This is a genomic window from Vibrio sp. 2134-1, assembly GCF_033339495.1.
This window is the reverse complement of the sequence record NZ_JAWOUS010000005.1, coordinates 202,983-225,961: the sequence shown is the minus strand read 5'-3', so window position 1 is coordinate 225,961 and position 22,979 is coordinate 202,983. Positions and strand designations below refer to the sequence as shown.

The 22,979-nt window shown below is 45.6% G+C and carries 15 protein-coding genes; 12 read left to right on the top strand and 3 right to left on the bottom strand.

Annotated elements, in window-relative coordinates:
- Positions 1 to 122: 122 nt before the first annotated feature.
- Entirely contained in the window at positions 123 to 1,868 is a 1,746-nt protein-coding gene (locus R7R78_RS08885) for a GGDEF domain-containing protein (RefSeq protein ID WP_005381828.1), read from the bottom strand.
- Between the two features lie 35 nt (positions 1,869 to 1,903).
- Positions 1,904 to 2,863, bottom strand: coding sequence for a TIGR01212 family radical SAM protein (locus tag R7R78_RS08880; protein WP_017633631.1), 960 nt, complete (start codon positions 2,861 to 2,863; stop codon positions 1,904 to 1,906).
- A gap of 551 nt (positions 2,864 to 3,414) precedes the next feature.
- Between R7R78_RS08880 and gltB (R7R78_RS08875) the strand changes: the two genes are divergently transcribed.
- From gltB (R7R78_RS08875) to R7R78_RS08830, 10 genes are all read left to right on the top strand, one after another.
- The gene (gene gltB, locus R7R78_RS08875; protein WP_225473429.1) at positions 3,415 to 7,965 is read left to right on the top strand and encodes a glutamate synthase large subunit; all 4,551 of its coding nucleotides are present in this window, start codon (positions 3,415 to 3,417) and stop codon (positions 7,963 to 7,965) included.
- A complete protein-coding gene (locus R7R78_RS08870) occupies positions 7,965 to 9,434 on the top strand; it encodes a glutamate synthase subunit beta (RefSeq protein WP_225473427.1) in 1,470 nt (489 codons plus the stop codon). The genes gltB (R7R78_RS08875) and R7R78_RS08870 overlap by 1 nt, the downstream gene beginning before the upstream one ends.
- A gap of 448 nt (positions 9,435 to 9,882) precedes the next feature.
- Complete coding sequence (gltB, locus tag R7R78_RS08865; RefSeq protein WP_225473426.1) at positions 9,883 to 14,346, top strand: glutamate synthase large subunit; 4,464 nt, start codon at positions 9,883 to 9,885, stop codon at positions 14,344 to 14,346.
- A 20-nt stretch (positions 14,347 to 14,366) separates the two neighbouring features.
- Positions 14,367 to 15,779 (top strand): FAD-dependent oxidoreductase, encoded by a 1,413-nt coding sequence (locus tag R7R78_RS08860; protein ID WP_005381833.1) that lies wholly within the window; start codon positions 14,367 to 14,369, stop codon positions 15,777 to 15,779.
- A 91-nt stretch (positions 15,780 to 15,870) separates the two neighbouring features.
- Positions 15,871 to 16,299 carry a DUF1499 domain-containing protein gene (locus tag R7R78_RS08855; protein WP_025768418.1) on the top strand — a complete coding sequence of 143 codons (429 nt, stop codon included), beginning with the start codon at positions 15,871 to 15,873 and terminating at the stop codon, positions 16,297 to 16,299.
- 63 nt (positions 16,300 to 16,362) lie between these two features.
- Positions 16,363 to 17,058, top strand: a complete 696-nt coding sequence (gene mtnN / locus R7R78_RS08850) for a 5'-methylthioadenosine/S-adenosylhomocysteine nucleosidase (RefSeq protein ID WP_225473424.1) — start codon at positions 16,363 to 16,365, stop codon at positions 17,056 to 17,058.
- 11 nt (positions 17,059 to 17,069) lie between these two features.
- Positions 17,070 to 18,023, top strand: a complete 954-nt coding sequence (locus tag R7R78_RS08845; RefSeq protein ID WP_213966856.1) for a cobalamin biosynthesis family protein — start codon at positions 17,070 to 17,072, stop codon at positions 18,021 to 18,023.
- Entirely contained in the window at positions 18,023 to 18,844 is an 822-nt protein-coding gene (gene btuF, locus R7R78_RS08840; protein WP_171342773.1) for a vitamin B12 ABC transporter substrate-binding protein BtuF, read from the top strand. Before R7R78_RS08845 ends, btuF begins: the two co-directional genes overlap by 1 nt.
- A 69-nt stretch (positions 18,845 to 18,913) precedes the next feature.
- Positions 18,914 to 19,534 (top strand): TRIC cation channel family protein, encoded by a 621-nt coding sequence (locus R7R78_RS08835; protein ID WP_005387377.1) that lies wholly within the window; start codon positions 18,914 to 18,916, stop codon positions 19,532 to 19,534.
- 128 nt (positions 19,535 to 19,662) lie between these two features.
- Positions 19,663 to 20,517 carry a LysR family transcriptional regulator gene (locus tag R7R78_RS08830; RefSeq protein WP_017821479.1) on the top strand — a complete coding sequence of 285 codons (855 nt, stop codon included), beginning with the start codon at positions 19,663 to 19,665 and terminating at the stop codon, positions 20,515 to 20,517.
- Here R7R78_RS08830 and R7R78_RS08825 read toward each other — a convergent pair.
- On the bottom strand, positions 20,459 to 21,238 hold the full coding sequence (locus R7R78_RS08825; protein ID WP_017821480.1) for a TSUP family transporter: 780 nt from the start codon (positions 21,236 to 21,238) through the stop codon (positions 20,459 to 20,461). The genes R7R78_RS08830 and R7R78_RS08825 overlap by 59 nt on opposite strands.
- A 304-nt stretch (positions 21,239 to 21,542) precedes the next feature.
- Here R7R78_RS08825 and R7R78_RS08820 point away from each other — a divergent pair, with 304 nt between their 5' ends.
- Both R7R78_RS08820 and R7R78_RS08815 read left to right on the top strand, forming a co-directional pair.
- Positions 21,543 to 22,412: a hypothetical protein gene (locus tag R7R78_RS08820; RefSeq protein WP_017633622.1), complete on the top strand. Its 870-nt coding sequence runs from the start codon at positions 21,543 to 21,545 to the stop codon at positions 22,410 to 22,412.
- Complete coding sequence (locus tag R7R78_RS08815; RefSeq protein ID WP_017633621.1) at positions 22,409 to 22,834, top strand: hypothetical protein; 426 nt, start codon at positions 22,409 to 22,411, stop codon at positions 22,832 to 22,834. The genes R7R78_RS08820 and R7R78_RS08815 overlap by 4 nt, the downstream gene beginning before the upstream one ends.
- The last annotated feature ends 145 nt before the right edge of the window (positions 22,835 to 22,979 follow it).

The window sequence follows — 22,979 nt, the reverse complement described above, 5'->3', positions numbered from 1 at the left end:
TGCGCTTGTGACACGAGATAGAAAGATAAACCAACGAGCGCACAGGCTTCTGTAAGTTTAACGTGTTTAATACGGTGATTTAAACAATCAGCTATCAACTTAGAGCAAGCGGTCACAAAGCGTTAGCAAGAACTGGGGTGAATACAGGTGCGATTACGTCCATCAGCTTTAGCTTGGTATAACGCACTGTCAGCCATAGCGATGCCCATTTCGGGTTCATCACCATGCTGAGGAATGTAAGAGACCAGACCGATACTGACGGTAAGGCGTTCAGATGCTTCTGAACTGTCGTGTTCCATATCAAGCTGTAGAATTTTCTCATGAATACGCTGTGCTACGTTGCGCGCACCTTCCGTGGTGGTATTCGGCAAGATAAAACCAAACTCCTCGCCACCATAACGCGCAACACAATCCGAAGAACGATTGATGACTTGTGTAAACACGGTAGCGACACTGACTAACGCTTCATCACCTTGTTGGTGACCGTAGCAGTCGTTGTAATCTTTGAAAAAGTCGATGTCACATAACATGATGGTGAGCGGCAGCTTTTCTCTAGCATGGTGGTACCACAATACCTGCAGTTGTTCGTCGAAACGGCGTCGGTTCGATACTTGAGTTAAGCTATCCATAAAGCTCAATTTTTCTAACTCTAGGTTGGCTTTTTCCAACTTTTGTTCTGCAAGATAACGCTCAGAAATATCACGCGCCATGATCAGCACACCATTCGTTCCTGATGCTTTATCTTTAAAAGGCGATTTCACCACATCAAACCACGTACTTTTACCATCACTACTCACGACTTTATCTATGTATCGAACTGGCTCTAACTGGCGTAATGCTTCTAAGTCACTGTCTGCTAAGCGCGCGTACATCTCTTTAGGAATCACGTCTTGGAGGCGCTTACCTATCAAATCAGAAATTTTTGAAATGCCTAACGCCTTAACAAAAGGCTGATTACACGCTTGATAGACCATGTTCTCATTGAAAATACCAATAGAGTCCGGACTGGCATCCAGAATCGTTTGTAAGATAGTATCTCTTTGCGCTAGCGCCACCTCTGTATCTTTGCGACGCTCCATTTCATCTCGCAGATTCTGTTGCATCTTGTGCCATTCAGTCACGTCATGACTAATAGACAGCGTACCGATAAGCTCACCACTCGGCGAAACAAGAGAGTTTTGATTGACTTCCAATAAGCAACTTCGACCTTGTGGATCCGTTGTCCATTTACGTTCGCTTTTTCTGGTCATCTCACCCAAGGCCTTGGATGCGCAAGCTTCTTCCCTTCGCCCTTGCCAGAATTGATCAAATGCTCGATTGGTCGTTAATAGATTGCCTTGGCGGTCTTGGGTACAAATCAGCTCTGAAAGTGAGTCTAATGCCGAACGTGCGATGATTAATTGGGCAAGTTCTTGTTGCTGCTCTTGGTGAGTGGCTTGATATGGCTGAGCATAAAGAATCCAAACTCGATGATTGCGCAATAAACTCTTTCTGCCTGACAGCTCCACTTTAATAGATTCACTATCAGATAGTCGCCAGTCAAAAGCCTGCTGACGAAAATGACGACTAGAGAAGCGATCGAGAAACTGCTCAAGCTCATGAATATCGAATAAAGCAGGATACAAATACCCCGTTCCCAAAGAGCGAATGCCTAACAACTGCATCGCAGCCTGGTTAGATAGCAAGAGCTGAGCATGGCTAGTGTCCACCACTATGACTGGATAGGGAGAATCCGTTACTAGTTGCTTAAGTGATGTCTGAAAGTGCAAATAGATCAGTGCTAACGCGCACACGCCTGCGATTAACAACAAGACGACATAGCCATAACCGCCTTGACCACCCCAAAGCCAATTGAGTAACTGATCCATCGTTTAAACCTTCAAAGAACACTGGTTAAAATATATCAGTTATTTATTGAGCGATCTGCTATTAATTCCGGTTTAGTATAGATAAAGGTATTCCCCGTAAGACTCCCTTGAGCACCATGAGCACTGAGATCTCGACCAATTTCCGTCATCGCTAGCCAACGGTTTTCACACCACAGAGGCGATAATAACGTGGGCCTCCTGGCTGCTGATGAAACGCGATGATAAATCACATCTGGTGGTGTCATACGAATCATTTCACTGGCGATCGCAACATATTCTTCTAATTCAGGGGCTTCTAGCTTTCCAGCACGCCAAGCTTTCGCCATGGTGCTACCTTCGACAATATGCAAGCCATGTAACTTGATGCCATCCGTTCCCACGGCCAACACTTTTTGCAGCGTTTCAATATTTTCGGCGCGGGTTTCTTTGGGTAAACCCACAATTAAGTGAGTACAAACCTTGATTCCGAGTGTTCGCGCACGCTTAGTGATTTCGGCATAACACTCAAAATCATGACCACGGTTGATACGCTTGAGGGTGTCATTGTTGGCAGTTTGAAGACCTAGCTCTAGCCAAATCTCATAACCTTGCTGTACATAGCCCGACAGTAAATCCAATACCGCATCAGGGACGCAATCAGGACGCGTCCCCACACAAAGACCAACCATGTCTGCAGCCTTTAGTGCTTCCTCATACATGTTTTTGAGAACTTGTACTTCTGCATAGGTACTGGTGTAGGCCTGAAAATAAGCGAGATACTTCTTCGCTCTGTGAATTTCACCTGCGCGATCTTTTAACTGTTCGTGAATGCTTTTTATCTGGACTTCTTCATCTGCAAACGAAGCCACATTGCAAAATGTACATCCTCCCCGCCCAATCGTGCCATCGCGGTTAGGGCAACTAAATCCACCGTGCAATGTTAACTTATGAACCTTTTCACCGTATCGACGCTGAAGATCTTGGCCGATTGTATTGACCAACTCATGTAACTGCATAAATTCTCACCAACAATAAATCGTAATCAATCTCACTACGATCTGTGTAAATAAATTACATCCCTGCAAGAAAAAACACACAATATTAATCAATTCAAACACCCATCATGCGGGTCAAAATCAATAAACTTGCATAATTAAAGGCAAAAATCGTTCATGTTGCGTAAATGTTAAACTAAAAATGCATAATTAAACGAAAAAATTGGGTCACAACGCCGACTTTTTCATTGCATTCTGAAGTGACAAAATTGTAGGATACTTACACAACCCCGTTATTTTTGTGACTTTTATTACAAAGCACACTGCGGGATTTGTCGGTGTTATCCCACTCCTACCTATATAAATCACTAGATAGTGATAATAAATAAAGGGATACCACCAAGGATTGTTTTTCTCGCAAAACTTTTCCTGCGAGATACGGAAAGGAATCAAGACCGGTCAACCTAGATCGGTGGCGATAATAAATATAAAGGACAAGACGTAATCAATAGTCTAGGTAGTATTTGCTGCCCGGTACTTTTGCGTCGACATTGAACTGGAAGGATGTATCTATGGTAGATAGAGAGCAAAATCCACAGGGTCTGTACACTCCGGAACTGGAGCATGACGCTTGCGGTATCGGTTTTGTTGCTCACCTTAAAAACCGTAAATCTCATGAAGTAGTGACTCAAGCATTGGATATGCTGGCTCGCATGGAACACCGTGGTGGTCAAGGTTGTGACCCATGCAGCGGTGACGGTGCGGGTATCTTGCTACAAAAACCTCATGAATTCCTATTAGAAGAAGCCGTTAAGCTAGGCATTAAACTGCCTTCGTTTGAAAAGTATGGTGTTGGTGTCGTTCTTTTCCCGAAAGACGAATACAAACGCGAGCAATGCCGTGACATTCTAGAACGTAATGCACAGCGTCTAGATCTTGAAGTTATCGGCTACCGCGTTTTACCAACCGATAACTCAATGATCGGTGCAGACCCACTAAGCACAGAGCCTCAGTTTGAGCATGTGTTTATCTCTGGTGGCCCTGGCATCACACCTGAAGAACTAGAACGCAAACTGTACGTACTTCGTAACTATACTGTACGTGTTTGCCTAGAAAGCGTTTCGAACATTGGTGACGACTTCTACATTAACTCCATGTCTTACAAGACATTGGTGTACAAAGGTCAGTTAACGACCGAGCAAGTACCTCAGTACTTCCTTGATCTACAAAACCCGACCATGGTGACTGCACTGGCACTGGTACACTCTCGTTTCTCTACCAATACCTTCCCGAAATGGCGTCTTGCACAGCCTTTCCGTTACATTGCCCACAACGGTGAAATCAATACAGTTCGCGGTAACTTGAACTGGATGAAAGCCCGTGAAGCAATCCTAGAATCAGACCTGTTTACTCAGGCTGAAATCGACATGCTTCTTCCAATCTGTCAGGAAGGCAGCTCGGATTCATCTAACTTCGATATGGCACTTGAGCTCCTAGTTCTGTCTGGTCGCAGCCTGCCACACGCATTGATGATGATGATTCCGGAAGCATGGCAAGAAAACAAAAACATGGATCCTAAGCGTCGCGCGTTCTATCAGTACCATGCGAACATCATGGAACCATGGGATGGCCCGGCTTCCGTATGTTTTACTGATGGTGTTCAAGTTGGTGCGACACTAGACCGTAACGGTTTGCGCCCTTCTCGCTACACAGTGACCAAAGATAACTTCCTAGTGATGGCATCTGAATCTGGTGTTGTGGATATAGAACCAGAAAACGTTGAGTTCCGTGGTCGCCTACAACCAGGTCGTATCTTCGTTGCAGACCTAGAGCAAGGTCGCATCATCTCCGATGAAGAAGTGAAAGACACCATTGCAACAGCGCAGCCTTACGAGAAGTGGGTAGAAGAAAACCTACTGAGCTTGAAGAAGCTGCCAGATGCGAGCAACCAGTTCAGCCAACCTAAGCCAGAACACCTTCTACACCGCCAACAAGCGTTTGGCGTAAGCACTGAAGAAGTGAACGAAATCATCGTTCCAATGGCGAATGACGCGAAAGAACCATTATCAGCAATGGGTGCCGACTGGCCTCTTGCGGTTCTATCTCATCAGTCTCAACATCTCTCTAACTACTTCAAGCAGCTGTTCGCACAGGTAACCAACCCACCGATCGACCCGATCCGTGAGCGCATGGTTATGTCGCTGAACACTTACTTGGGTAAAGACCAAAACCTTCTGACTGAAACACCACTTCACTGTCAGAAAGTAGAATTGGAATCGCCTGTTCTAGCCAACTCTGAGCTTGAAAAACTGCGTGCGATCGATAACGAGCACCTACAAGCGAAAACGTTGGATATCGTATTCCAAGCTAGTGAAGATCAAGGCAAACTTGAGCGTGCATTAAAACGTATCTGCCAATACGCAGAAGACGCGGTTATCGATGGTTACTCAATCATCCTACTCACTGACCGCGCAGTGAATTCAAACCACGCTGCGATCCCAGCAATGCTGGCAGTTGGCGCAGTGCACCACCACTTGATCCGTAAAGGTCTACGTGCGAAGTGTGACATCGTGGTTGAAACTGGTGACGCGCGTGAAACGCACCACTTTGCAACGCTACTTGGTTACGGTGCGAATGCGGTTAACCCTTACCTAGTGATTGAAACCATCATTGAACTTCAACGTACGAAGAAGTTGGATCCAGAAGCGAACCCTCGTGATCTGTTCAACAACTACCGTAAAGCGATCAATGGCGGTCTTCTGAAGATCTTCTCGAAGATGGGTATCTCAACGCTACAGTCGTACCATGGTGCGCAAATCTTCGAAGCCTTGGGCATCCACAAATCCGTGGTAGACAAATACTTCACAGGTACAGTTTCTCGTATCCAAGGTCTAACCCTTGATGATATCGCCAAAGAAGTGCTGATCCGTCACCGCATCGGTTACCCACAACGCGAAATCCCAATTCAAATGCTGGATGTTGGTGGTGTTTACCAATGGAAACAGCGTGGTGAAAAGCACCTATTCAACCCAGAAACCATTTCTCTACTGCAAGAGTCTACGCGCAACAAGAACTACGATCAGTTCAAGCAGTACGCGACAGCCGTAGATAAACAAGGTGACAACGCAGTAACTCTGCGTAGCCAGCTAGAATTCATTAAGAACCCAGCAGGTTCTATCTCTATCGACGAAGTCGAACCAATTGAAAGCATCGTGAAACGCTTCGCGACGGGCGCTATGTCATTCGGTTCTATTTCTTACGAAGCACACTCCACACTAGCTGTTGCGATGAACCGTCTTGGCGCGAAATCGAACTCTGGTGAAGGTGGTGAAGACCCAATGCGTTTCGAGCGCAAAGAGAACGGCGATTGGGAACGCTCTGCAATCAAGCAGGTGGCTTCAGGTCGTTTCGGTGTAACCTCTTACTACCTAACTAACGCTGAAGAGCTGCAAATCAAAATGGCTCAAGGTGCGAAGCCAGGTGAAGGTGGTCAGCTACCAGGCGATAAAGTAGATGACTGGATCGGTGCAACGCGTCACTCGACTCCGGGCGTTGGCCTTATCTCTCCACCACCACACCACGATATCTACTCAATCGAAGATTTGGCTCAGCTTATCTACGACTTGAAGAACGCGAACCGCGCAGGCCGTGTAAACGTGAAGCTGGTATCAGAAGCAGGCGTAGGTACGATCGCTTCTGGTGTAGCGAAAGCGAAAGCGGACGTTGTACTAATCGCAGGTTTCGACGGCGGTACAGGTGCATCACCAATGTCTTCAATCCGCCATACCGGTCTTCCTTGGGAACTTGGCTTGGCAGAAACGCACCAAACGCTACTGAAGAACGGTCTACGTAACCGTATCGTGGTTCAAGCGGATGGTCAGATGAAGACACCTCGCGACCTTGCAGTGGCAACACTACTTGGTGCAGAAGAATGGGGCGTAGCAACCGCAGCATTAGTGGTTGAAGGTTGTATCATGATGCGTAAGTGTCACAAGAACACTTGTCCTGTTGGTATCGCGACCCAAAACAAGACACTTCGCGAGCGCTTTGATGGCCGCGTAGAAGACGTCGTAACCTTCTTCCAATACATGGCACAAGGTCTACGTGAAATCATGGCTGAACTTGGCTTCCGCACTATCGATGAAATGGTCGGTCAAGGTCAGAAGCTGAAGATTCGCCAAGACATTTCTCACTGGAAATATAAGAACCTAGATCTGTCTCCTGTTCTCCACGTTGAGCAACCACGTGAAGCTGATGGTGTATTCAACCAAGCTCAGCAGAATCACAACCTGGAAGAAGTGCTAGACCGTAAGCTGATTCAAGCAGCGATTCCTGCACTCGAGAAAGGCGAAGCGGTGAATGCCGAGTTCCCTATCGTTAACACGGACCGCTCTGCAGGTACCATGTTGTCGAACGAAATCTCGAAAGTGTACAAAGATGCCGGTCTACCTCAGCCAATGAACGTGAAGTTCAAAGGTTCTGCGGGTCAGTCATTCGGCGCATTCCTAACTAAGGGCGTGAAGTTCGAAGTAGAAGGCGACGCGAACGACTACTGGGGTAAAGGCTTATCTGGCGGTACCTTAGTACTTTACCCAGATGCAAAATCAAGCATTGTCGCGGAAGACAACATCGTGGTTGGTAACGTGTGTTTCTACGGTGCAACCTCGGGTGAGTCTTTCATTCGCGGTATGGCTGGTGAACGTTTCTGTGTTCGTAACTCAGGCGCGAAAGTAGTAGTAGAAGGCGTCGGTGACCACGGTTGTGAATACATGACTGGCGGTGCAGCCATCATCCTTGGTTCAACAGGTCGTAACTTTGCCGCTGGTATGAGTGGCGGCGTGGCTTACGTATGGGATAGATCAGGTGACTTTGAGTCAAAACTGAACCCAGAGCTAGTAGACCTAGATCCAATCGAGCAAGAAGACAGAGATCTATTACTCGACATGCTAACTAAGCATGTTCAATTCACAGGAAGTGAAGTCGCTCAGTCTTTCCTAGACAACTTTGAAGCAAGCCTAGCCTCTATGGTTAAGGTAATGCCGCGTGACTACAAAGCGGTTCTTCAAAAGCGTAAAGCTGAAGCACAGTCTCAAGGAAACGAAACTCAAGTGGAGGCCGTATAATGGGTAAGCCTACTGGATTTTTAGAGCATGGTCGTGAACTACCACAGAAGATCGACCCAGCTGAACGCATCAAGAACAACAAAGAGTTCGTCCTGAACGAGGAGTTTGGTGACAAAATCAATACTCAAGCTTCTCGTTGTATGGATTGTGGTGTGCCGTTTTGTCATAACGGCTGCCCTATCGGTAACATCATCCCAGAGTTTAACGACGCGGTTTATCGTGATAGCTGGGAAGAAGCATGGAACATTCTAAGCTCAACCAATAACTTCCCAGAGTTCACTGGTCGTGTTTGCCCTGCTCCGTGTGAAAGTGCTTGTGTACTTGGTATCAACCAAGATCCAATCACTATCTGTAATATCGAGAAAACCATCGTGGAAACGGCTTATCGTGAAGGGTACGCCAAACCAAAAACACCACGCTCTCGAACTGGCAAAACCGTTGCGATCATCGGTTCGGGCCCTACTGGCCTTGCGGCTGCTGAGCAGTTAAACAGCGCTGGTCATACTGTGACAGTATTCGAGCGAGACGAGAAAGTAGGCGGTCTGCTACGTTTTGGTATCCCAGATTTCAAACTGGGTATGGATGTGATTGATCGTAAGATCAACCTAATGGCAGAAGCGGGTATTGAATTCAAAGTTAACCAACATGTTGGTGTTGATGTGAATGCTCAGCAGCTGCGTCAAGAGTTCGATGTGGTTCTACTAACGGGTGGTTCAACCGTTCCTCGTGATTTGCCAGTTCCGGGTCGTGAACTAAAAGGCGTTCACTTCGCAATGGAATTCCTAGGTCAAAATAACCGCCGTGCCAACGACATGGATCTTAAGGGTGAAGAACTTCACGCCGCGGGTAAACACGTTGTCGTTATCGGTGGTGGTGATACGGGTTCTGACTGTGTAGGTACATCAAACCGTCACGGCGCAGCAAGCATCACTCAGGTTGAAATCATGCCGATTCCACCAGAGAAACGCCCTGCTAATATGCCATGGCCACAGTACCCGATGATCCTACGTACTTCGACGTCTCATGAAGAAGGTGTTGATCGTCACTGGAACATCTTAACCAAAGAGTTCATCGGCAATGACAAAGGTGAAGTTACCGGTCTTCGTCTAGCTGATATCGTTTGGCAAGATGCAAAACCTGGCGAGCGTCCAAGCTTCAAAGAAGTAGAAGGCAGCGAGCGTGTGATTCCATGTGATATGGCATTTCTAGCGATGGGATTCCTACACCCTGAACCAACAGGCGTACTTGCTCAACTGGATATCGCACTAGACGATCGCGGTAACGTAGCAACTCAAGATTTTGCTACTAACCAAGAAGGCGTATTTGCTGCTGGTGATATGCGAACAGGCCAATCTTTGGTGGTTCGTTGTATCAACGAAGGCCGTGAATGTGCCCGTGCTATCGATGATTACTTAATGGGTGGCACAAACCTAGAAGCAAAAGCAGATTCACTGATGCTTTCTGCTTAACGAAGCAGTCATGCTTCTCTCTTTCAATTGCCTAATAGCCATCAGCAATATCGATGGCTATCGGTGAAGAAAGAAAACAATTCCTTCCAATCTTTCTATTTTGACCAGCATTTTATGCTGGTCTTTTTTATCTCCCACAGAATCAAATGTTACTTTTTTGTAACAATCAATTTTCTATCTATTTGAAATTATTAAACTATTTTAGCTTATTAAATGGTAAATCGCATATTCACGTGATGATCCACTAATAACTTGACCTTTTTTACAATAAGCTATAGCTTGTGAAGTTGATGAAAATAAAACACTCAAAAAATGTTAAATATTTCACAACTTTTACTGAATAATTATACATAAAGCTATAAAGATGACGCATAGTTAGTCATCGATATCAACGTAAGCAGTGTTGATATATCTGTCGGGATGACGGATAAGCAAAGGGAGAATTGCAATGGCTCTTTATGATCCAAGTCTTGAGAAAGACAACTGTGGATTTGGCTTGATCGCGCATATGGAAGGCGAACAAAGCCACAAGCTGGTACGTACAGCAATTTCTGCACTTGACCGCATGACTCACCGTGGTGGCATCGCCGCCGATGGTAAAACTGGTGATGGTTGTGGTCTTCTATTACAAAAGCCCGATTCCTATTTACGTCTTATTGCCGAAGAAAATGGTTTCAACCTTGGCAAGCAATACGCCGTAGGGATGATTTTCTTCAACCAAGATCCAGTCAAAGCTCAACTCGCTAAAGACATCGTCAACAAAGAACTGGCGCAAGAGACGCTAACTGTGGCTGGTTGGCGTGAAGTACCAACTAATTCAGAAGTACTCGGTCCAATTGCGGCCAACTCGCTTCCAAATATTCAGCAAGTCTTTATCTCTGCACCGGCAGGTTGGCGCGAGCGTGACATTGAACGTCGTCTCTACATCGCACGCCGTCGCATCGAGAAACAAATCACCGAAGATCCGGATTTCTACATCTGTAGCTTGTCGACTCAAGTTTTGGTGTACAAAGGCCTATGCATGCCTGCGGACTTACCGCGCTTTTATCTTGATCTTGCCGATCTACGTATGGAATCTGCTATCTGTCTGTTCCACCAGCGTTTTTCTACCAACACTCAACCGCGTTGGCCATTAGCTCAACCGTTCCGCTACCTTGCTCATAATGGTGAGATCAATACCATTGAAGGTAACCGACAATGGGCACGCGCTCGTGCTTATAAGTTCTCGTCACCACTGCTGCCTGACCTACAAACTGCAGCACCGTTTGTGAACGAGATAGGCTCAGACTCGTCTAGCTTAGATAATATGCTAGATCTCTTCTTAGCTGGCGGCATGGATATCTTCCGTGCCATGCGTATGCTCGTACCGCCAGCATGGCAAAATCACCCGGATATGGATCCGGATTTGCGTGCGTTTTACGATTTCAACTCCAAACACATGGAACCATGGGATGGCCCAGCAGGTATCGTACTGTCCGATGGTCGTTATGCTGCTTGTAACCTAGACCGAAACGGTCTACGTCCTGCGCGTTATGTAATTACCAAAGACAAGCTGATCACTCTGGCATCTGAGGTAGGGATTTGGAATTACGCCCCAGATGAAGTTGCCAAAAAAGGTCGTGTAGGTCCGGGGGAATTGCTCGTCATCGACACTCGTAAAGGTAAGCTTTGGCAGTCTAGCGAGATCGATAATGACCTGAAATCTCGTCACCCTTATCGCGAATGGATGGAGAACAACGTTCGCAAACTAACACCGTTCTCTCAGCTGCCTGAAGATCAAGTAGGTGAGCGCAGCTTTGATGAAGACTTGCTTAAGACTTATCAAAAGCAGTTTGCCATGAGCAATGAAGAAGTCGATCAAGTATTGCGTGTCCTCGGTGATATGGGGCAAGAAGCCGTCGGTTCGATGGGTGATGACACCCCGATGGCGGTTCTTTCTTCGAAAGAGCGCTTGGTGACTGATTACTTCCGTCAGAAGTTCGCGCAGGTCACCAACCCACCAATCGATCCGCTGCGTGAGAAACACGTCATGTCGCTGGCGACCAGCATCGGCCAAGAGATGAACGTCTTCTGTGAAACCGATGGCCACGCGCATCGTGTAACCTTTGATTCTCCAGTACTGCTCTATTCAGACATGCAGCAACTACTAGAGCTGAGTGACGATCATTACCGTAATACCATTCTCGATATCAACTACGACCCACAACAAAAAGATCTTAAACAAGCCATTAATGATCTGTGTGAGCAAGCAGAGCAAGTCGTTCGTGAAGGCACGGTTTTAGTGGTGCTTTCGGACAGAGCCTTGGTCAAAGGTAAGTTGCCAATTCCGGCAGCAATGGCAGTCGGCGCCGTTCAAACTCGTCTGATTGACGCGAACTTACGTTGCGATGCCAACATTGTTGTCGAAACCGCAACAGCCCGTGATCCACACCAATTTGCCGTCTTGCTTGGTTTTGGTGCCACTGCGGTTTACCCATACCTTGCTTATGAAGCGTTAGGTAAACTGATTGATGATAAAGCGCTAGAGAAAGACTACCGCGATGTGATGCAAAACTACCAATACGGCATCAACAAAGGCCTGTACAAGATCATGTCGAAAATGGGGATCTCAACCATCGCCTCTTACCGCTGCTCACAACTATTTGAAGCAGTTGGCTTGAGCCAAGATGTGGTCGATCTGTGTTTTAAAGGCGTCACAACTCGAATTGAAGGCGCGAATTTTGACGACTTCCAGCAAGATCTTACAAACTTATCTCGTAAAGCATGGGCGAAACGCAAATCGATTGATCATGGCGGCTTGTTAAAGTACGTCCATGGAGGTGAATATCATGCTTACAACCCGGATGTCGTCGGCACGCTGCAACAGGCCGTTAAATCTGGCGAAAGTAACGACTATCAGAGCTTTGCTAAGCAGGTAAACCAACGCCCTGTTGCCATGCTGCGTGACTTAATGTCGCTGAAAAAATCAGACTCACCGCTGCCACTTGAGCAAATAGAACCACGCACTGAACTGTTCAAACGCTTTGACTCAGCGGCAATGTCCATTGGCGCACTTAGCCCAGAAGCGCATGAAGCACTTGCAACGGCGATGAACCGTCTTGGTGGTTACTCTAACTCGGGTGAAGGCGGTGAAGATCCTCGCCGCTTCGGTACTGAGCGTAACTCACGTATCAAACAGATTGCTTCTGGCCGATTTGGTGTAACGCCTCATTACCTGACTAATGCGGATGTACTGCAAATCAAGGTGGCACAAGGTGCGAAACCGGGTGAAGGTGGACAGCTACCAGGACACAAAGTCACCGCAGAAATCGCAAAACTGCGTTATTCGGTACAAGGCGTGACTCTGATCTCCCCTCCTCCGCACCACGATATCTATTCGATTGAAGATTTGGCCCAGCTGATCTTCGACCTTAAACAAGTCAACCCAAATGCGCTGGTTTCGGTAAAACTCGTCTCCGAGCCAGGTGTCGGCACCATCGCAACGGGCGTAGCCAAGGCTTACGCTGATCTTATTACCATTTCGGGTTACGACGGTGGTACCGCAGCAAGCCCATTAACTTCGGTAAAATACGCTGGTAGCCCTTGGGAGTTGGGGTTGGCAGAGACACAACAAGCTCTGGTTACTAATGGTCTGCGTCATAAGATCCGCTTACAGGTAGACGGTGGTCTAAAGACTGGTTTAGACGTAGTTAAAGCCGCAATTTTAGGTGCAGAAAGCTTCGGTTTTGGTACTGCGCCAATGGTCGCTATGGGTTGTAAGTTCCTACGAATTTGTCACCTCAACAACTGTGCAACTGGGGTTGCGACTCAAGACGAGACACTGCGTAAAGAATACTTCAAAGGTCTACCAGAAATGGTGATGAATTACTTCATCGGCTTGGCAGACGAAGTGCGCGGATTACTCGCCGAACTTGGCGTAGAAAAGCTGACGGACTTGATTGGTCGTACCGATTTACTCGAGGCAGTAGAGGGATTTACAGCGAAACAGACCAAGCTGGATCTATCCAATATTCTAGAAGCTCCAGTATCACCTGAGGGTCATCCGCTATTTTGGACAGAGCCAAACAAACCGTTTGATAAAGCTGAGCTCAACCAAAAGATCGTTGATGATGCCATGCATGCGGTCGAAAACAGTCAATCGGCAAGTTTCTTCTACAATGTCATCAACACTGATCGTTCTGTTGGTGCACGCTTATCTGGCGAAATAGCAAAACGCTATGGCAACCAAGGATTGGCGGCCTCCCCTATCAAAATCTATCTTGACGGCACCGCAGGTCAGTCCTTTGGTGTTTGGAACGCAGGTGGTGTAGAGCTTTACCTCACGGGCGATGCGAACGACTACGTGGGCAAAGGCATGGCGGGTGGTAAAGTGGTTATCAAACCTCACCTTGGCACTGCATTTAAGTGTAATGAAGCAACCATCATTGGTAACACCTGTCTGTACGGCGCGACCGGCGGTAAACTATTTGCAGCCGGTAAAGCAGGTGAGCGTTTCGGCGTACGAAACTCAGGTACGATAGCCGTCATTGAAGGTGCTGGCGATAACGCTTGTGAGTACATGACTGGCGGTATTGTTGCCATTCTTGGTGCGACAGGTGTGAACTTTGGCGCGGGTATGACTGGAGGCTTTGCCTATGTTCTGGATGAGAACCAAAGCTTTGAAGGTCGAGTTAATACTGAGTCTGTCGAAGCCATCTCATTGTCCGATCTTTACATCCACCAAGAACATTTGCGTGGCCTAATTGCGGAACACCTTGAAGAAACAGGGTCGAGTCATGCTGAAAATATTTTGGCGAACTTTGATGAATGGATTCCAAAGTTCTATTTGGTGAAACCACAAGCGGCAGATCTTCGCACGCTACTTGGTCACCAGAGCCGCAGTGCCGCAGAGCTGCGTGTTCAAGCACAGTAATCATGGAGGATGTTTGAATCATGAGCCAGAACGTTTATCAATTTATCGATGTGCAGCGTGTAGATCCTGCGAAAAAGCCTATCAAAGTTCGTAAGATCGAGTTCGTTGAAATCTATGAACCGTTCACTAAACAACAGGCGACTGCACAAGCGGATCGCTGCTTAGATTGTGGCAACCCATATTGTGAATGGAAATGCCCAGTCCACAACTACATCCCTCAATGGTTAAAACTTGCCAATGAAGGTCGTATTCTTGAAGCGGTTGAACTATCGCATCAAACCAACAGCCTACCGGAAGTATGTGGGCGCGTTTGTCCTCAAGACCGCCTATGTGAAGGTTCATGCACGCTTAATGATGACTTTGGTGCCGTCACCATCGGTAACATAGAAAAGTACATTACCGACAAAGCGTTTGAAATGGGCTGGAAGCCAGATATGTCCAAGGTGGAGTGGACCGATAAAAAGGTCGCAATCATTGGAGCAGGCCCAGCTGGCTTGGCTGCCGCTGATATCCTAGTGCGCAATGGCGTTAAGCCAGTCGTGTTTGACCGCTACCCTGAAATTGGAGGCCTTCTGACCTTCGGTATTCCTTCCTTCAAGCTTGAAAAAGGCGTGATGGAAAACCGCCGCCGTGTGTTCACTGAAATGGGCGTCGAGTTCCGCATGAACATGGAAGTAGGCAAAGATGTCCAAATGCAAGAGCTACTTGATGAATACGATGCTGTTTTCTTGGGCGTTGGCACCTATAAATACATGCGTGCTGGTCTAGATAATGAAGATGCGCCGGGTGTGTATGACGCGCTGCCATTTTTAGTTTCGAACACCTACAAAGTCATGGATCTTGAGAGTAACCAACCCTTTATCGATATGGCAGGAAAGAAAGTCGTCGTACTGGGTGGTGGTGATACAGCAATGGACTGCGTTCGTACCTCAATTCGCCAAGGTGCCTCCAACGTAGTTTGTGCTTATCGTCGTGATGAGGCCAACATGCCGGGCTCTCGTCGCGAGGTAAAAAACGCAAAGGAAGAAGGCGTGAAGTTCATGTTCAACCTTCAGCCTTTGGGAGTTGAAGTGGATGCGTCAGGCAAAGTCTCGGGGGTCAAAGTGGTGAAAACCGCACTTGGTGAACCTGATGAAGCGGGTCGCCGACGCCCAGAGCCCGTTGAAGGCAGCGAGCACGTTCTACCAGCAGACGTTGTTATCATGGCGTTTGGTTTCCAGCCGCACAAAATGGACTGGTTAGCACCGTTTGATGTCGATTTGGATCAGTGGGGTCGTATCAAAGCCCCTGCGAAGCAAGAGTTCCAATTCCAGACCAGCAATGAAAAGATCTTCGCGGGCGGCGATGCGGTACGAGGTTCTGATCTTGTCGTAACCGCAATTGATGAAGGACGAAAAGCGGCAGAAGGCATTCTCGATTACCTCGAAGTTTAATCTCAGCTAACCTCACAAAAAGGGTCCTGTTATTGGATCCTTTTTCTTTTGTATCCATATAATTAGAAACAAAATTATAAGAGTAAATATAATGAAAAAAGCCGCTCTCCTTTCCATTACTTTGCTCGGCTTAACCGCTTGTAGCCAAGGAGTCACAACCATGACGGATCGTTCTCAATCACCTTGTGGTGACAAACCAAACTGCGTCTCCACCCAAGACACGCGAGAAAAATACAACCTAACGCCATTTATCTTAGTTGATTCAGCGAACATCGACGCTATTGAGCAAGTTGCGCTTGAACTGCCAGGCGCGAAAACCGCGGTGAAAGAAAGCAACTACCTTCGTATCGAGTGCACATCTAAAATCATGCGCTTCGTGGATGACCTCGAACTAAAAATAGCAGGAGACCAACTGATTGTGCGCTCGGAATCTCGTGTGGGCTACTCTGACTTTGGCGTAAACAGAAAGCGCGCCGATCAATTACGAGAAAAGCTCACTCAAGCGAAGCTCATCAAATAGAAAACTGCCAACGGGGAGTGCTATACTCTCGGCCAACTAAAATATTTACTTAAAGAGAGTGTTATGAAAGTTGGTATCATCGGTGCGATGGAACAAGAAGTGACCATCCTGAAGCAAGCAATTACAAACTGCAAAACTGTAAATAAAGCAGGTTGTACGTTTTTCTCTGGTAAAATTAACGATGTTGAAGTCGTCGTACTACAATCGGGCATCGGTAAAGTTGCAGCGGCAGTGGGCACGACAATCCTTCTTGATGAATACCAACCAGACGTTGTGATTAACACAGGCTCTGCTGGCGGTTTCGATTCAAGCTTAAACCTTGGCGATGTAGTTATCTCTACAGAAGTTCGTCATCACGATGCAGACGTAACCGCTTTTGGTTATGAGATTGGCCAAATGGCCGGTCAACCAGCTGCATTCAAAGCGGATGACAAGCTAATGGACTTAGCCGAAAAAGCCCTAGCACAAATGGAAAACACTCATGCGGTTCGCGGCCTAATTTGTACTGGCGATGCGTTTGTTTGTACTGCTGAGCGTCAAGAGTTTATTCGTAAACACTTTCCGTCTGTTATCGCTGTAGAAATGGAAGCATCTGCTATCGCTCAAACTTGTCACCAATTCAACACACCGTTTGTTGTTGTGCGTGCAATCTCTGATGTCGCTGATAAAGAATCACCAATGAGCTTTGATGAGTTTCTACCTCTAGCAGCAAAAAGCTCTTCCGAAATGGTATTCAAAATGCTGGAACTCATTAAGTAAACGACTCATTCATGGAAGAAGTTTTTCAGTCATTTTATGCCAACGGTGCGCTCCTTATAATGTGGGGCGCACTGCTCTTGCACCTTCTAGTGCCAATCCCCCATTCAGCGCACCCCATCACTTTATGGCGAAAGCTAGCAGAACAGCTAGCCAACAAAGTGAACAATAATCACAATTACTCACAGAGTGTAATCTCAGGCAGTCTTGCACTAGGCTTGATGCTGTTTCCTTGTTTGATATTACTGATTGCAGTAAAGCCATTTGTTTGGCAAATCCCTTTATATGAACTGGTTCTATTGATCCTTGCGCTAGACTGGCGCAACAGCGAAACGTTAACGAAACAGCTCGTAACTAGTATGTCTTCGGAAGACAAAGCTCAGTGTCGAGCATTACTGAGACCATACCTTAATCGCGATACTGGTAGCCTCTCGATCGTTGGCATAGGTAAAGCTGGCTCAGAAACCCTGATTATGGGATACAGCCGCAACGTGATCGGTGTGCTATTTTGGTACGCACTAACAGGTGGCATTGGTGCGTTAATGTATCGACTCACAACAGAATTAGCGCGAGTGTGGTCCCCTAGCCGACGCCAATATTTGCCGTTTGGTAAACCTGTGATTCAACTGGTTGCTACTCTGGATATTATTCCACTTCGTCTCTTTGCCATACTTTTAGCTGCCGGAAAGAATACAAGTAATGTGCTCTCTGGAATACAACAGCAAGCGAAATCTTGGTCCTTACCAGGACCTAGCTGGGTGTTATGTACTATCGGACACAAACTACAACTGTCTTTATGCGGCCCTGCTATCTATCAAGGTGTGCGTGCAGAGCGCGCAAAAATCGGTGGGCGCATTGCGCCATCGGCTATTCACCTTTCACAAATACATACGCTGCTCGTTTGGCGCGTCCTGGCTTGGATCGCAATCCAAAGTTTGCTTTTAGGAATAATTTATCAAGGATTATGATGAATAAATTATGCTTCGCATTAACGCTGTTTGTTTCGACAGCGACCTTCGCTCAACCCGCTCAACGCATTATAAGTTTAGCTCCACATGCCACCGAAATTGCCTTTGCAGCAGGGCTAGGAGACCAGCTTGTTGCTGTCAGCGAAATGAGCGATTATCCAGAACAGGCAAAGCAGCTAGAAAGAGTCTCAAATTATCAAGGAATTAAATTAGAGCGCATTATTGCTCTTCAACCGGACTTAGTGATTGCTTGGCCAGCCGGAAACCCCGCTAAAGAGTTGGAGAAAATTAAACAGTTCGGTATTCCTATCTATTACTCCACTACAGGTTCATTAGAAGATATCGCCAATAATATCGAGCAACTCAGCCAATACAGCGAAACTCCACAAGTAGGAAAAAAGGCCGCTGAAGATTTTAGAACGCAGCTGAGTACACTAAAAGAACAGTACAACACGAACGAGAAAGTTCGTTACTTTTATCAGTTGAGTGAAAAGCCTATCATCACTGTCGCTGGAAAGAACTGGCCAAGTGAAGTCTTTACTTTTTGCGGTGGTGAGAACATTTTCGCCGCATCCAGCGCGCCTTATCCTCAAGTTAGCATCGAGCAAGTCATTACTCGCCAGCCAGAGGTTATTTTTACTTCTCGTCACGCAATGAGTAACGATGGTATGTGGACTGAGTGGAGTAATGAGCTTCTTGCTCTTAAAAACAAACACATCTGGTCCCTAAACTCTGATTGGATTAACCGTCCGACACCACGCACATTGAACGCGATCAAGGAAGTGTGTGAGCACTTTAAAAGCGTTCGTCAAAAACGCTAACGATTTCGTGGCAAATACCGTACAATTTCCGCCCATTTTTTCTCACACTATTTAAAGGTACTAAGTAACATGGACTCCATGCTGCTTTATATGATCGATTTGTTCGGTACCGCTGTTTTCGCTATCTCTGGCGTATTACTGGCTGGCCGTTTAAAAATGGATCCATTCGGCGTTATCGTACTCGGCAGTGTGACTGCTATAGGTGGCGGAACAATCCGAGACATGGCGCTTGGTGCCACTCCCGTATTTTGGATAACAGATACGACTTACTTATGGGTGATATTTGTTACGTGTCTACTAACCATGCTTGTTATTCGAAGACCCAAGCGACTCTCATGGTGGGTATTACCCGTTTGTGATGCCATCGGTCTCGCTGTATTTGTAGGAATAGGAGTAGAAAAGGCACTCGCCTACAATGCTTCTGGGATGGTCGCGGTGATAATGGGGGTTATTACTGGCTGTGGCGGTGGCATTATACGAGACGTGCTGGCTCGCGAAGTTCCTATGGTATTAAGAAGTGAAGTCTATGCTACGGCATGTATTATTGGCGGCATCTTCCATACGATGGCGGTAAACATGGGTTATGACCACTCAACGGCTTTGCTCGCTGGTGTAATCTCAACGCTCATTATACGTCTCGGTGCGATTCGTTGGCATCTATCCCTGCCAACTTTCGCCATTAACCGTTAAACACCAACAACATCACTCATCATGGAGTCGACCAAGTGTCGGCTCCTCTCATTTATGCTCATTTGATTCGCCAATTCTTGGGCAATTCGCTAAATTATCTCAACCATTCCTAACTTTCATTAATCATTATGTTGCTTGAAGGTATTGAAACGTTACTTGTCCTCAGTAAAGAAAAAACCATGAGCCGCACGGGCAGTCAACTCTATATTAGTCAGTCTGCCGTGAGTAAACGTATTTCAAATCTAGAGAAGAAGTTAGGAAAAAAATTGATAGAGCCAAATGGTCGGCACATAAAGCTGACCTCCGATGGCCTTGCCCTCATAAACACAATAGAACCCACGTTCAATGAGTTAAGAGGTCAGATCTATGATCAACAACAAATAGAAGATACTTCTTTGATCAAGATAGACTGCTCTGAAACCTTAGTCGCTGGATACCTCAGCATGATCATGGCAGAACACTTTGCCCATGATCAGTACATACGAATATCGACCAATCATACGCCACGCATTATTGAGAATGTGAAATCAGGCAAAGCAACATTGGGATTTTGCGCTGGCTATCTACCACCTCATCATGGATTAATGAGCCTTCACCTCGCCGATGAACCTTTCTCAATTGTCAGCCGACATTCACTTTCACAACTACCTAAAGCTATTTTGACCAATGACCTAACTAACCCTGCCAACACATATCAACAAGCTATTTTATCCAAACACGGAATCGAACCTTTGATGGAAATGGATTCGTATACTGCGGCAGCACAACTGGCTTTGGGAGGTATGGCTCCTGCTTTAATCCCTAAATCTATCCTAACGACACTTAATATCACATCTAAGTTCTGCTATGACTTTGAAGAGCTAGATCAGTTAGTTCGACCAATACATATCTGCTTACGTCACAGCACATATCGTAGCGAACGAGTTAAAGCACTGACAGAATCCATTGCTGATGTTGTTGCCAAAGAAGTTTCGTTGCCATAAGCATCGACATTACTATAACAAGAGGACGAATCCATTTTTGCCCTTTACTTACCACGACCTTCGCCCCTAACTGAGCACCAAGAAAACCGCCAACAGCCATAGTTAAGCCAAGCTTCCACACTGGCAACCCAGCTAAGATAAAAAAGAGTAGTGCCGCTATGTTTGACGTGAAATTGAGGATTTTGGTTCTAGCTGTGGCTTCGACCAAAGAAAAGTGACCTAGTGCAACAAAACAAACAGTAAAAATAGATCCAGTCCCAGGGCCAAAAAAGCCATCATAGAAGCCAATCCCGCCACCAATGCATAGCGCAAACATCGCTTCAGATAACTTTGGTTCTCCATCGATTTTTCTCGTACTTGGCGCGAGTAAAAAATAGAGGGAAATGGCTATCAAAAGAACAGGGATCAAACTGGTGAGTACGCTAGCATCAATAAACTGCACAGCCTCGGCACCGATCGCTGCACCAATAAAAGTACAGAGTATCGCGAAACGCATTTCCTTTAGGCTGACAATACCGTTACGCACGAAATACCAGCTAGCAGAGAAACTGCCAAACGAACTTTGTAACTTATTGGTTGCTAGAGCTTGAGTCGGACTCAACCCCGCAGCCAAAAGCGCAGGGAGCGTAATGAGCCCTCCCCCACCAGCCATCGCATCAATAAAGCCTGCGGCAGTCGCAACCAAAAATAAGGCCAACAAAATCTCAACCGTGATTTCCACTACACTTCCTTTTTGAAGAGGTATCAAAGAGGAAGAAACGGTAGCACTTATTCACAAAACTACCAATGGAAAGTCAAGACACCAATCTATTCCTAATTTTCATAGAATTAATGCTTAAACTTGACTCCAAACTTTTATATAAAATTTAGTTGTCAGAAAGAATTGAATCACTGTCACAAATCTATTCCTGATAATGAGATCAAACGCTTACCTTTAAATATAAAACTAGACGAATATGAAAGTTCTGTTCAGCATGTAGAGTTTACATTGTCAGCTCTCAAGGCCCGATATCTGAGGAAAATACATGACTAGCAACTACCCTTTATCACGACATCAATCCTCAAAAAATAGTGGTAGTATAAGCACCTACCCACTTTATAAATCAAATCATCAACATCGAAATCAAGAAACCATTATCTTATCTATCGAGAGCTTCGATATCGTTGTCAAGAACAATGTAAAAGATAAAGCGAAATTAGAACGTTGGGAAAAGATAAAGGGAATGTTTGAAAATACAGCAAACTATTATGCTACAGGACAGGACTTAGTTTTTATAACCAACTTATCAAACTATTTGTACGGAAATAATAGCTCTGTTATCGTTAAAAATTATTCTGGAGCTCCACATATCATACTCACAGGCTCCCCTGCTATGCACTCAAAGCTTTCTGGATTAGGAAAATTTCTTCCCACTCCAACTGTGGCAAAGTTCGCTGTTGGACCAGAAGGGGCATTACAATCCATTAGAAGTGGGGGCATAATAACAATTATCTTAATATCCACATACAGAGTGATTGACTTTTTCCTCAATGACCGTCAAACCTTAGCCAAACTATTTGGTACTTTAGCTAGTGATATAATCACTATCGGGTTATCGTCAGCTGCAGCAGCTATATTTGTAAACTTTGCCGCAGCAGTGGGTGGCAGTGTTGTAACTTTAAGTGCTGGCCCATTATTAGGGGCTATTTTGATAAGCTCGGCTGTAGGTCTTTTATTGAATAGAGAAAATGATAAACGAGGTTTAACACAGAAGTTAATAGCCTCTATAGATATTTACTTAAAGCAAAGAGATATAGAAGCAAAGAGAAGAGCAAAAGAAGAATATAATGAGATTCAACGTAAAACTCAAAGCATGATTTTCTCGCAAGAAATACAGCGAGGTTTGTTACGATGAAAAAAGGGAGTTACGACCGAACGCAAGTGTTTTTTTATTTAATAATTTTATTAGCATCAGCAATATCACTGTTAATATATGGTTTTGATGGATTGTCAGACTTTTATCTTAACATCTATAATAATGAAAGTTATTCATCTTTTGATCAGGCTGATATTTTGATTATAGGCTCTAGTTTGATCTTATTTGAATGCTCTAGAATGTCCGTAAAAACATTAAAATCAAATAATTTCCTAACTAAAAGTGAGTTTAAAAGCTCTAGTAAGATATTCCTAACTATATCGGTAACTAGTTTTTTTCTTCTTTATCCCTCGCTACTAGCAGCAGATGTTTTTGCAAAAAGTAACGGATACTCTCTTGATACTGAAGAATCAACTTATAACTTAGTCTTAGAAAAAAGAACATATCGAAGCACTCCATAGTTAGTATGTCTTTAAGCTCGACACTGCTTATTTTAACTTTTTCTAATTACCTATCTGCTTAAAGAGTTATGGTCGGCTTAATACCTCAGTCCTACAGCATTAATTTTGTTGCAGCAAGTGGTAGTTCTATTGCTTCATCTTTGGG